General features: G+C 37.1%; 10 protein-coding genes. 5 read left to right on the top strand and 5 right to left on the bottom strand.

From position 1 onward, the window contains the following. Positions 1–115: 115 nt before the first annotated feature. The gene (locus tag AC27VX_RS10605; protein WP_488695486.1) at positions 116–1,258 is read right to left on the bottom strand and encodes an MFS transporter; all 1,143 of its coding nucleotides are present in this window, start codon (positions 1,256–1,258) and stop codon (positions 116–118) included. 75 nt (positions 1,259–1,333) lie between these two features. Between AC27VX_RS10605 and AC27VX_RS10600 the strand changes: the two genes are divergently transcribed. After that, entirely contained in the window at positions 1,334–2,116 is a 783-nt protein-coding gene (locus tag AC27VX_RS10600) for an AraC family transcriptional regulator (protein WP_488695484.1), read from the top strand. A 253-nt stretch (positions 2,117–2,369) separates the two neighbouring features. On the opposite strand, the gene rplS is transcribed toward AC27VX_RS10600, so the two are convergent. After that, positions 2,370–2,726 (bottom strand): 50S ribosomal protein L19, encoded by a 357-nt coding sequence (rplS, locus tag AC27VX_RS10595; RefSeq protein ID WP_068942389.1) that lies wholly within the window; start codon positions 2,724–2,726, stop codon positions 2,370–2,372. 292 nt (positions 2,727–3,018) lie between these two features. Here rplS and AC27VX_RS10590 point away from each other — a divergent pair, with 292 nt between their 5' ends. Further along, positions 3,019–5,757: a fibronectin type III domain-containing protein gene (locus AC27VX_RS10590; RefSeq protein WP_488695481.1), complete on the top strand. Its 2,739-nt coding sequence runs from the start codon at positions 3,019–3,021 to the stop codon at positions 5,755–5,757. A gap of 105 nt (positions 5,758–5,862) precedes the next feature. Here AC27VX_RS10590 and AC27VX_RS10585 read toward each other — a convergent pair whose 3' ends face one another. Beyond that, the gene (locus tag AC27VX_RS10585) at positions 5,863–6,240 is read right to left on the bottom strand and encodes a DoxX family protein (RefSeq protein ID WP_300688058.1); all 378 of its coding nucleotides are present in this window, start codon (positions 6,238–6,240) and stop codon (positions 5,863–5,865) included. Between the two features lie 140 nt (positions 6,241–6,380). Here AC27VX_RS10585 and AC27VX_RS10580 point away from each other — a divergent pair, with 140 nt between their 5' ends. Beyond that, a complete protein-coding gene (locus AC27VX_RS10580) occupies positions 6,381–7,082 on the top strand; it encodes a CoA transferase subunit A (RefSeq protein ID WP_236858300.1) in 702 nt (233 codons plus the stop codon). Positions 7,083–7,141: 59 nt separating this feature from the next. Here the strand turns inward: AC27VX_RS10580 and AC27VX_RS10575 are convergent, their stop codons facing one another. Further along, positions 7,142–8,944, bottom strand: a complete 1,803-nt coding sequence (locus AC27VX_RS10575) for an ABC transporter ATP-binding protein (protein ID WP_300688061.1) — start codon at positions 8,942–8,944, stop codon at positions 7,142–7,144. Positions 8,945–9,066: 122 nt separating this feature from the next. Between AC27VX_RS10575 and AC27VX_RS10570 the strand changes: the two genes are divergently transcribed. Continuing rightward, positions 9,067–9,720, top strand: coding sequence for a CoA transferase subunit B (locus AC27VX_RS10570; protein WP_236858306.1), 654 nt, complete (start codon positions 9,067–9,069; stop codon positions 9,718–9,720). 323 nt (positions 9,721–10,043) lie between these two features. Here the strand turns inward: AC27VX_RS10570 and AC27VX_RS10565 are convergent, their stop codons facing one another. Further along, positions 10,044–10,862, bottom strand: coding sequence for a DUF4197 domain-containing protein (locus AC27VX_RS10565; protein ID WP_236858308.1), 819 nt, complete (start codon positions 10,860–10,862; stop codon positions 10,044–10,046). A gap of 221 nt (positions 10,863–11,083) precedes the next feature. Here AC27VX_RS10565 and AC27VX_RS10560 point away from each other — a divergent pair, with 221 nt between their 5' ends. After that, positions 11,084–13,288, top strand: coding sequence for a glycoside hydrolase family 20 protein (locus AC27VX_RS10560; RefSeq protein WP_488695477.1), 2,205 nt, complete (start codon positions 11,084–11,086; stop codon positions 13,286–13,288). The last annotated feature ends 18 nt before the right edge of the window (positions 13,289–13,306 follow it).

Here is a 13,306-nt window from a genome sequence, read left to right as displayed (position 1 = left end):
GATTTAAAACATTAAGTTTTTTTATGATGAATGCCAATGAAGATTCTTATTAAAACAGCTTTTAACGCAATATTTAATGATCCTCAATATCTTAATTAAACTTAATGTTTTAAACTTAACTCTTCCTTTTATCAAATATCCATAAAGTACAGACTCCGATTCCTGAAAATAAAACACACGAAATTCCAAGATTCTGTATATATCCCATACTCACCAATCCGGAACCTATTAATATATAGTAAATAAGTCCCAGCAAAGCCCCTGCACTTCCGGTTTCATTCTTATACCTGATGAGTGCTGTACTTAGAATGTTCGGAATAGCAATGCTGAATGCCATGACAATGAAAAAATACGGGATTAAAAAATAAATTTCTTTCCTGATAAGAATCCATACAAAAATAGCTGCAACAAATGCGCTGTATGTAGCTGATTTAACCAGATATTGAGGTTGTATATTCTTCAGCAGCAGATATCTGTTAAGCTTTGCTCCTGCCAATGTACCACCTGCCAGTACAACACTGCTATATCCGAAAACATAAGATGAATAATGATGTTCTTGAAAAATAAACGGAGCCAGCGAATAGTACGAAAACAGCAGTACATTGAAACTCATAATCAATAAACAACATCTGATAATCTCATGATCATGGAGCATTCTTCTTAATAAACCGGTTAACGTCCGGATATTGATTTTCCTACGAGAGTGATTCGTTTCTGAGATTTTGTTTCTGGAGAAAATAAAGAATAAGACTGCCAGCAGACATAATGTAATAAAAACACCGTGATGCCCTGAAGTGGAAACCAATACAGAACCTGTTATCATCCCAACAACCGGACTGATAGATAACCCGATTCCGATCCAGGAAAATACTTTACTAATATTGTCTTTGTCATAAATATCCCTGAGAATAGTCTGCGTGACAATGGAGCCAACGGAAATTCCAAAGGCAGAGATAATTCTTGCAGCAAGAAGAATCTTAAAATCTGGAGCAAAGACAGCAGCTAAAGTTCCGATTCCATAGGTAAGCAACCCATACTCCAGAGATCTTTTCCTTCCGATCCTGTCGCACTGCACTCCCCAGAATGCAACACCTAAAGCAAATGCCATAAAATATAAACTTATAGTAAGCGTAGCTGATTCTTCCATCACTCCAAATTGCTCTTGTATCATTGGCAAAACCGGGCTATAAATGGTTTCTGCAAACTGCGGAAGCATGACAAGTAATATAAGCAGCCAGAGTGGATTTTTCTTTTTCATTTTTTTTTGCAAAGTTTTGAAAAATTCAGTGTATATTCATAATGGTATAAATACAAAAAACATCAAAAATAAGACATGGCTGTACTCAAGCAAAATGAAAATTTCGATCCTGATTCCATTCATGAGGAGGTCATCGGGATTGCCTCTGATATGGTAATGCATGATTCTGGTTTTCATTTTCATAAAACGAAGGCTCAGTTGTTATATGCACCATCAGGTTGTATGACGGTTACTACTTCTGACAGACAGTTTGTGCTGCCTCCCTTCAGAATGCTGTGGATTCCTGCCAATGAAGTACACAGAGTCAATTTTCGTAATATAGTAGCGTACAGGTCGGTTTATTTCGATGATGGATATGCAGAGAAATATATGAATTCAAGTCTGAAAGTATTACACGTAAATTCTTTATTAAAAGAAATAGTGGAAAGGATATGCTTTTGGAAATGGGCTCCTGCTGACAGCAGCCAGGAAAATATTGTAAAGGTCTTCTGGGATGAAATAAGTCTGGCTCCCGAAGAAAAATTAGTTCTTAAGATGCCGCAGGACAGGCGTCTTAAAAAGACGGTTGAAGAATGGACTGTAAGAAATTCAATGCCGCCGATGCTGAATAAGCTTGCAGAGGAAATTGGAGCGGTTGAAAAAACAATCAGCCGTATTTTTAAAAAAGAAACAGGATTAACTTATCAGGAATGGAGGCAACAATGGAGGTTGCAGAGATCTATTGAATTATTGGTAGATGGCCATTCAATAGGAGAGGTGTCACATCTGTTAGATTTCTCATCGGACAGTGCATTCATTGAATTTTTTAAAAAGCATACAGGATCAACGCCGTTGCAGTATCTTATGAAAAATGAATAACTGTTCTTCTTAATTTGAGCCATTAAGAATAGTAAAGTACCTTTTTCTTAAGCTGATCTGCTTATAGAAATCTTTGACTTTTAGCTTTGCTCTAATGCTTCTTAGAAAAGCTTAATATTTTAAAATATTTTATTTTCAACCAACTTTATCAATGATAAAAGAACTTGCGTCTTTGCAATTTCCATGTTTTATCATAAAAAAAGACTGTCTACACAGGGTAAACAGCCTCTTTTTGTATTTATTGTTGTCTGAATTATTTCTTCTTGTAAGCAGCGTCTTTGATTCTTGCTTTTTTACCTCTAAGGTCTCTGAAGTAGTAAATTCTAGCTCTTCTAACTCTACCTCTTCTGTCAACCTCAATTTTCTGAAGTGCAGGTAAGTTGATAGGGAATACTCTTTCTACTCCTACATCACCACTCATTTTTCTGATAGTGAAAGTTTTTGTAGAACCAGTACCTCTTAATTGGATAACTGTCCCTTTGAAGAACTGAGTTCTTGTCTTTTGTCCTTCTTTAATTTCGTAATACACAGTAATTGTATCACCTGCTTTGAATTCAGGGAATTCTTTTTTCGCAATGTACTTGTCTTGAACGTACTTTAATAAATCCATTATTAATAAATAAAATGTTAATGCTAAGCAACTTACACGCTTTTCGTCAGAGGTTGAATAACAGGTTGCAAATGTACAAAATAGTTTTTGAATATGCCAAATAATTAATGTGCTAAAAACTATAATTTTTTCATTTCAGTTTTGCTGAAAAGTTAACAGTTTCTTTAAAGTTCCATCAGGCTGAGTTTATATGGGAAGTCTACTTTTGCCCGAAATAAAAATCGGAATAACGATTTTTAAATCACTGATTTACAATTTGAAACTTAATCTACTATTAAAAAACTAAGCTATTATGAAACATTATTTCCTCTTTTTTTGTTTCGCGGCCCATATGGCTTTCGGACAGGTTTTGTTCCCTTATTTACAAAACCCGGCTCCGAATTCTATGATCGTGAACTGGAAGACAGCTTCCAATAACGAAACAACCGTGATCTATGGAGATTCCCCAGCCAATCTGAACGTAACGGTAACAGGCACTACCAATATCTTCTCCGATACAGGATACAACAACAACTATTATTACCACACGGCAAAGATTACCAATCTGCAGCCCAATACAAAATATTATTACAAGATAAAAACGGGAACCAGCGAGTCTGCCGTTTATAATTTCAGAACCCTTCCTTTGCCAGGGCAGGCCGCAACAGCAAATGGAAAGATCCGTTTTCTTATCATGGGAGACAACCAGATCAAAGCAGAGCCCAGATATGACAGTCTTACTCTGAATGCCTATAAAAAATTAAAAGAAAAATTCGGAGCCAGCTCAGATCCGTCAGATAATATTGCTCTTACCTTTATGGTGGGAGATCAGGTAGATGTAGGAACATTAGACCATTATGAGAATGTTCACTTTAAAAAGAATATCAAGCTATCACCATATCTGCCTATTCAAACCACAGTAGGAAACCACGAGACCTATGGGACTTTAGGAATGAATTCCTATTATGCTCATTTTTATATTGATGAAATTAAATATAAGAATATAAGCTCCGGAAATGAGAACTATTATGCTCAGCAGGCAGGTAATGTCCTTTTTATTAGTTTAAGTTCTGAACATACCGGATCAGCTCAGCAGACCTGGCTTCAACAGATATTAACTGAAGCAAATAACGATCCTACAGTAGACTGGATCATTTCCCTGAGCCACAGACCTTATCAGGCTGAGCAGTATGTAGGAGATATTTCTACTTGGGTAAGAGAAAATGCAGTACCACTTCTGGTAACTTCAGAGAAATATTTAATGCACGTAGGTGCCCATCACCATCTCTATCACAGAGGGCAGCTGAAAAACAGCCCGGCTTACCAGATCATTTCGGGAGGAACTGCCTGGGATCAGTATTGGGGAATGTCGAACGAGCAGGATTTTGATGATGTTCAGAAAACACTGACAGACTGGACCTATCAGATCGTAGAAGTAGATGTGCCAACGGGAAAAGTAGACATTGAATGCTATTCTATTGGTGGTGTATATAATAAGAAAAATAATGTACTGGTAGATTCTTTTCACCGGTATAAAAATCAGCCCAAACCTGCAAAACCATCCATTACAAATACTTTCTCAGGGGCAACTACCTTACCTATTACCTTAAATGGTAGTGCATTTTCGTCTTCTAATGGTGAACTCTTAAATACAACACAATTCCTTATCAGTAAAACAGCCAATTTTTCTGTCATTGAAAAAGAGCTTTACCGTGACTTTGAAAACTGGTTCGGAAAAGAGGGAAACGGAACTCCGGATAAGACCAAAAATTTGAATGAAGGAGTAGATATCACAAAAGTTACCCTGGCACAGAATTCTATTCCAAACGGTATTTATTATGTAAAAACCCGCTACAGAGACAGAAACCTGGAGTGGAGTGACTGGAGTGATGTGAAACAGTTCGAAATTACCGGAAGCGTTGTTTCTAACCCTACATTTGCTTTAGATAAAGTAGAATATGCCCAAAATGAACCCATCACGGCTACCTTTACAGGAGGTCCTGGAAATCAGCAGGATTGGGTAGGGATCTATAAAAAAGGACAGACTCCGGCTTCGGCAACTTCTCAGGGATACCTATATACCACCGGGCAGACTGCAGGAACTGTTACTTTCAACAATGGTTTGGCAAATAAAGGACAGTATTTTGCAGGATTTTTTGCTAACGGCGGATATACGGAAATTACAGCAAGAAAAAATTTCTACGTAGGACCTAAAGTTCAGTTACAGGCGACTGCAGATACTTATCCTGTAGGCGGAACTGTGGTTATTAATTTTACAGATGGCCCTAATTTGCAGAAAGACTGGATCGGAATTTATAAAATGGGGCAAACTCCGGGAACAACAAATTCTATTAAATGGAGCTATGTGACCACTTCAGCAGGAACCCTTAATTTTACAGGTCTTCCGAAAGGATACTACTATGCTCACTATTTACTGGAAGATGGTTATAACGGAGTGGGAGAGAAGGTTTTCTTTAAAGTAGGAGATATTGTTACAGATTTATGGATCAATAAACCGGTGTATACATTAGGTGAAAATATCACTGCTTCCTGGACGGATTCCCCGGGAATTATCAAAGACTGGCTGGGTATTTATCCTCAAAATATTCAGACACCTGATGATAATTTTGTTTCTTATACTTATTTTGACGGAGTGACACAGGGAACGAAAACAATACAGGGAACAGCGGTACCAGCTACACCTGGAAATTATTATATGGTAATGTTTACCAACGATTCTTATACAGAAGTTTCAAACAGAGTACAGTTTCAGGTGGCTTCACCCACTTTAGGAACTGAAGAAACCAAAAGTACAGAGAAAAATGTAGTATTATACCCTAATCCAACCAAACCGGGTGAACCTACTTTCATTAAAAGTGACTATCCGATTGAGAAAATCGAATTGATTTCTGCATCAGGAGAGCTGCTTTATGTATCAAAAAATATTAATAACCAGCGTTTCTCTTTAGTAAATGAGAACCTTCCGAAAGGAGTCTATTTTGTAAAAGTACACGGGAGAAAACTTTTTACTTTAAAATTAATCATTCAATAAGATAATATAAAGGAAAGCCCTGAATAAAAAGGAATAAACATATATCTTTATATAATTCAGTTAATAAAGAATCGGGAAAAATGAAATTTTTCCCGATTCTTTATTTCAGTCATCCGTAGATTTAAGCGCCCAGACAATCAGGGGAGCCTGCATAAAAAGCCTGGCACATCTCCTGTTATCCGTATTCAGACCAAAAGAATCTCTTCTGTTTTTATATTGGGCAATATTACCTGGTAGAACGGCGGCGAAAAAGCCAGCCACAATTTTTCCCATTGTTTTTCTGTACTTTTTAGGCGTTGCTATTACCATGGTTCCTAATACTATTTCAGCAATCCCGGAATAGACAACTGTATCATCTTTTTTCAAAGGAACCCAGTCCGGAACCTGAGCCTGAAACTCCTTCCTGGCAAAAGTTAAATGGCCTATCCCTGCTGTGATAAGAAATGTACCAAGGGCAATTCTTGAAATGTCTTTTGTTTCCATATTATTTACTTTAAAGGTAATAGTATTATTTAACCAAAATTCAGACCAGATAAAAAACGCTTTTAAATATCAGGTTAATCAAAATACCATAGATATGATAAAATTTATTAAATTTAGCCAACAGAAAAATCTAATATTTCATGATAGATAAAAGAGTAAAAAATGCAAAGGAAGCCATCGACGGAATCAAGGATGGAATGACACTGATGCTTGGTGGATTTGGACTTTGCGGGATCCCTGAAAACTCAATTAATGCTTTGGTAGAAAGTGATGTGAAAGATCTGACATGTATTTCAAACAATGCAGGAGTAGACGATTTCGGATTAGGATTACTGCTTCATAAAAGACAGATTAAGAAAATGATCTCTTCTTATGTAGGTGAAAATGCAGAATTCGAAAGACAGATGCTTTCAGGAGAACTGGATGTGGAACTTACACCGCAAGGTACTTTAGCTGAAAAATGCAGAGCTGCTCAGGCAGGAATCCCGGCATTCTATACACCGGCAGGCTATGGAACCGAAATAGCAGAAGGAAAAGAAGTTAAAGATTTCAAAGGGAAACCACATATTCTGGAGAATGCTTACGAAGCAGACTTTTCTATCGTAAAAGCATGGAAAGGAGATCATGCCGGAAACCTTATTTTTAAAGGATCAGCAAGAAATTTCAATCATCCCATGGCAGGTGCTGCTACCATTACCATTGCTGAAGTAGAAGAATTGGTAGAACCTGGACAATTGGACCCAAATGAGATTCATATTCCGGGAATTATGATCCAGAGAATTTTTCAGGGAGAAAAATTTGAAAAGAGAATAGAGCAAAGAACCGTTAGAACTAAAGAATAAGCTTCTTAAAAGACAGTTGACAATAAAAAAAAGCGCTGAAAATAAATTCAGCGCTTTTTTTATGCTTCAGGAGTAAGTGTTTTTCTTTCCCCGATTTGCTGGCGCCACATGGCGTAATAGAGTCCTTTTTCGGCAATCAGGTTATTGTGAGAACCTGTTTCTACCACTTGTCCGCGTTCAAGCACATAGATTTTGTCCGCATGCATGATCGTACTTAGACGGTGGGCAATGAGTACCGTAATTTGTTCTTTTTCTTTTGAAATATCTTTTATCGTAGAAGTTATTTCCTCTTCCGTAATACTGTCCAGTGCTGAAGTCGCTTCATCAAAAATCAGCAAATGAGGTTTTCTTAAAAGAGCACGTGCGATAGCAATTCTTTGCTTTTCACCGCCACTCAGTTTCAGGCCGCCTTCTCCGATCACGGTTTCTATCCCTTTTTCAGCTCTTTCCAGCAGTGCAGTACAGCTCGATTTTTGCAGAGCAACAGCCAATTCCTGTTCGGTAGCCTTAGGGTTTACAAAAAGAAGATTTTCTTTAATTGTTCCTGCAAACAGCTGAGTATCCTGAGTTACAAAACCAATCTGATTTCTCAGTTCATCAAAATCAAACTCTTTACCATTAATTGAATTATATAAAATATCTCCTTCCTGAGGTCTGTAAAGTCCTACCAGTAATTTTACCAGCGTACTTTTTCCGGAACCGCTGGGTCCTACAAAGGCGATAGTTTCCCCATTTTTAAGATCAAAAGAAATGTGATTTAATGCTTTATATTGAGCAGACTGATGTTTGAAAGAAACATTTTTAAATTCTAATTCTTCAATAGCACCAATCTGTTTGGGATGTAGAGGTTTTTCTTCCACTTCTTTTTTCATTAACCGGTCGAAGTTTTGAAGAGAAGCTTCAGCTTCACGGTAAGAAATAATGATGTTTCCGATTTCCTGCATCGGCCCGAAAATGAAGAAACCATAAAACATAAGAGACAGATACTGCCCCGGAGTAACAATGCTTTTAAAAATTAAAAATAAAAGAGTCAGGGTGATCATCTGCTGAAGAAAATTAACCATTGTCCCCTGAATAAAACTTAAAGAACGGATACTTTTAACCTTTCTGAGCTCAAGTCCGAGAATCTTGTAGGTATTATTATTTAAACGGAGAACTTCCTGATTGGTTAATCCTAAACTTTTAACAATTTCTATATTTCTTAAACTTTCTGTGGTGCTTCCGGCCAGAGCAGTTGTTTCTGAAACAATATTTTTCTGAATCACTTTTATTCTTTTACTCAATAAATTCGTGATAAAGGCAATCAGGAAAATTCCACAGATATATACCGGCATAATAGACCAATGAAGGCGGATGGCATATACAGAAACGAAAATAATGCTTACTAAAATTCCAAAGAAAATATTGATAAAATTGGTAATGAATTTTACAGAATCCTCTCTTACTTTCGTTAATATAGACAAGGTTTCACCACTTCTCTGATCCTCAAACTCCTGAAATGGCAGTGCCATTGAATGACGCAGCCCGTCTGTGAATATTTTAGCACCAAACTTCTGGGTAATAACACTTACCACATAATCCTGAAAAGCCTTGGCAATTCTGCTTACCATTGCCGTTCCGATAAGTAGTCCCAAAAAATAAAACGCACCGTGGTAAATAGAAGTCCCGTATAAATATTCATCCAGATTTCTGGGTAAAAGTTTTTCCTTATCAAAAAAATTAGGATGAGTTACCAATTGATCAAGAATATTTCCTGTAATGGCTGGGGCAAATAAAGAAAAAACCTGATTTACAGTAGCAAGAAACAAGGAAATGGCAATCAGCCATTGGTAAGGTTTAAGATATTTTAAGAGTATTTTCATTCTAATAAATAATGTTGCAAAATTACAGATATTATTTTAACTAACAGTGTTAATTGTTAAGTGGGAATAAAGCCCTTTTGTATTCAAGTGAAAATAATTAAATTGCACTCTAAGTTTTTATTATGCTTACAAAAGAACAAATTGCCAAAAGAATTTCAAAAGAACTGAAAGATCGTTATTATGTAAACCTGGGAATCGGAATTCCTACTTTAGTTGCCAACTACGTTCCGGATGGGATTTCCGTAGAATTCCAGAGTGAGAACGGAGTTTTGGGAATGGGGCCTTTCCCTTTCGAAGGTGAAGAAGATGCTGATATCATCAATGCCGGAAAACAAACAATTACTATTTTAGAAGGAGGCTCATTCTTCGATTCTGCTTTCAGTTTCGGGATGATCCGCGGTCAGAAAGTAGACCTTACCATTCTTGGAGCAATGGAAGTTTCAGAAAACGGAGATATTGCCAACTGGAAAATCCCCGGAAAAATGGTGAAAGGAATGGGTGGTGCCATGGATTTGGTAGCTTCTGCTGAAAATATCATTGTTGCTATGATGCACGTGAATAAAGCCGGAGAAAGCAAAATCCTGAAAAAATGTACACTTCCTCTAACAGGAGTAAACTGTGTGAAAAAAGTTGTAACTGAATTAGCGGTACTGGATGTTACTCCAAATGGATTTAAACTGGTAGAAAGAGCACCAGGCGTTTCAGTAGAAGACATTATCAAAGCTACAGAAGCAGAACTTATTATTGAAGGAGAAATTCCTGAAATGCAATTCTAATCAGACTATAATAAATAAAATATCCGGCCTCACAAAGTGAGGCCGGATATTTTATATGACATAGGAAATGGGAGCGTTAAGAAAATTCTCCTGTCCGAAGCGCGAGACCAGCTTAGAACAGATTAACCCATACAGAATTCGCGCAAGTTTAGAATTTTTAGGGAACAGAATTTAATTTTAGCGGAGAGGTCCAGATCTTGAATTTTTGTTTCTTTTGTTTCAAGACAAAAGAATTTAAAACAAAAAAAGGAACTGTTTCATCAATGAAACAGCTCCTTTTATACTTTAACGGTTAGTATGTCATCTAACTTCTAACGTTTTATTTATTTCCTATCCTGAGCTCCAAAAACCTTCTGTAAAATACTTGTCGTTCTCATCGCAGGTGTATTTCTGATTCCGCTCTCTTTGTCTGCTACCATTTTGAAAACCCCATTGATGGTCTCCGTTGTAACATATTCATTCAGATCTGTGGTAACAGATTGTCCTGTAAAAGTATTGTATTTTGAGATCAGGTTCTTCCATACCGTGTCAGCACCTACTTTTCCTAAAGAAGCCTTTACTTTAGGCTGAAAAGCATTAAACAGCTGAGTCTGGGTTTTCCCCTGAAGATAGCTGGTTGCAGCATTATCATTTCCCAGCAGGATATTTTTAGCATCAGTAATCGTCATAGAAGTAATAGCGCTTGTAAAAATAGGGGCAGCTTGTGTTACTGCATCTTCAGCGGCTCTGTTCAAAAGCTTTACCCCTTCATCAGCAAGACTTCCCATGCCGATAGAACGTAAGGTGGTATCAATTTTTCTTAGTTTTTCAGGCATTAAGATTTTTACCGCCTCATTTTTAAAAAAGCCATCCGTTACGGCCAGTTTCTTTACACCATCTGTTACTCCAATATTTAAAGCTTCCTTCAATCCGGATGAAATCTGTGTTGAGGTAAGACTTCCAAGGTTTATAGGAGAACCTGTAGAATGGGCGGACGGAGTAGTGGCTGTTGCAGATGCTGTATTACCCGTTGTTTTTGCCGGAGTATTAAGATCTACACCAGTTTTGTCTTTAACCGTAGATTTTATCATATCTAAAAGCTGTGCCTGGGTAGACATTGAGAATAACAAACCGGCTGCCACAAAAATGTTTTTTTTCATCATATTTTTTTACAAATTTAAACGTTTTATTTTTTTAAGTCATCTATACTTATCAAAAAATAAACCATATAATTTAATACAGTGTAAAAAATTTAAAAGCTTTTGTGACTTTAATGATTAAAAACTTATAAAGAGTTTTAGAAAATAATTATCTTAGCTAAAACCTTTAACTGCATCCAATGATAAGAGCCTTGTCAGTTTTTTTCGCATTAATTTCAACCCTAATGTTTGCTCAGAATAAATTGAACTTAATTCCTTATCCTCAAAATATAAAGCTCAATGAAGGAAATTTTACGATTCCTAATGTTTTGCTTGTAAGTAGTGAACTTCCTAAAAATGAAACAGACTATTTCAAAAAAAGGATAGCCTCAGTATTACAGTCTAAGGATTCAAAGAATGCTGATGCTCAACTGGTCTATTCGCAACTGCCAAAAGGAGCTGCAGGAGAAGAAGAGTTTTATATTCTGGAAGTTTCACCTAAGCAGATTCGTATTCAGTCTTATACCCGGCAGGGATATTTTCTTGCCCTTCAGACACTGAGTCAGCTGCTTGAAGAATATAAAGATGTAAAGAAGATTCCGGCTTTAAAAATTGAAGACCAGCCGAATTTTGCATGGAGAGGAATGCATTTAGATGTATGCCGTCATTTTTTTACAGTAGATGAGGTGAAGCAGTATATTGATTATCTGGCGATGTACAAACTGAATACTTTTCACTGGCACTTGACAGATGATCAGGGATGGAGAATTGAAATAAAAAAATATCCGAAACTGACTCAGATCGGTTCAAAACGTAAAGAATCAATGATCGGGGCATATGTAGACAATACTTTTGACGGGAAACCTTACGGCCCTTATTTTTATACCCAGCAGCAGATCAAAGAGGTTGTAAAATATGCTCAGGACAGACATATCACCGTTGTTCCGGAAATAGAAATGCCGGGACATGCTTTGGCCGCTCTGTCAGCATATCCGGAGCTGGCCTGTACAAAAGGGCCTTTTGAAGCTGCAACAAAATGGGGCGTTTTTGATGATGTATTCTGTCCGAAAGATGAAACATTTACATTTTTAGAAAATGTTCTGGATGAGGTTATACAGCTTTTTCCATCTCAATACATCCATATTGGAGGTGATGAATGCCCGAAAACCAGATGGAAAGAATGTGCTCACTGTCAGGATCTGATCAGGAAAAATAATTTAAAAGATGAACATGGCTTACAGAGCTATTTTATCCATAGAATTGAAAAATATGTAAACAGCAAAGGCCGGAAAATAATCGGATGGGATGAGATCCTGGAAGGAGGTTTAGCTCCTAATGCAGCCGTAATGAGCTGGACGGGAGTGAACGGAGGTATTGAAGCCGCAAAATCTAAACATTTTGCCGTCATGACTCCGGGGGCTTACTGTTATTTTGATCACTATCAGGGAGATCCTCAATCCGAACCTAATGCTTTTGGAGGCTTTACCCCTTTGGATAAAGTATACTCTTATAACCCTGTTCCTTCTGAATTGAATGCAGAGCAGGCAAAATATATCATGGGGGTTCAGGCCAACTTGTGGACAGAATATATTTTAGACTTTAAGCAGGTACAATATATGATCTTTCCAAGATTAATGGCACTTTCTGAAGTAGGATGGGGAACCTCAGACCCTGAGAATTATAAAGACTTTGAAAACAGAGTCATCACCCAATTCAAAGTTCTGGATAAAATGAAGGTAAACTATGCGAAAAGTATTTACAATATCTCCGGAAAAGTAATCCCTGCAAATAATGGTATTGATTATGAGCTGTCAACTTCTCAGAGTTCGAGCGGAATAAGATATACGCTGGATGGAACCGCTCCTTCTCTGAATTCTAAAATATATCAGGGCCCAGTTCCGATTCCCAGCTCCTTAACAATTAAGTCAGCTTATTTTGAAGACGGGCAGTTGAAAAGCGCTGTTTCTTCCCAGAAATTTACAATTTCAAAAACGACCGGAAAAAATATAAGCCTTGAACAGCAACCAAGTGAAAATTATTCCTTTGGTGGTGCTTTTACCCTTGTAGACGGAATAATCGGCAATACCAGACAACTGGGCAAAACATGGCTTGGCTTTCAGGGGAAAGATGTGATCGCAACAATAGATTTCGGACAGAAAACAGTTTTTTCAGAAGTTTATTTTAATACTTTAGAGAATAAAGGAAGCTGGATTCATCTCGCAAAATCTGCGAAAATTTTTGTTTCCGATGATAATAAAAACTTTAAATTGATCAAGGAGATCAGCAAAGAGGAAATTCAGAATGCTAAAGGAAAGATCAGGCTGAATGTAGGAACTCAGAATGCAAAATATCTGAAAGTAAACATAGAAAACGCAGGAATTATTCCCCCAGGAAACCCGGGAGCAGATTCCAACGCATGGCTTTTTGTTGATGAAATTGGCGTTAATTAAGTAAGATTACAGTAAAAA

This window comes from Chryseobacterium sp. 14P4.3.2 (assembly GCF_057799275.1).
The sequence above is the reverse complement of the archived record's forward strand: the minus strand, read 5'-3'. Positions and strand labels throughout refer to the sequence as shown.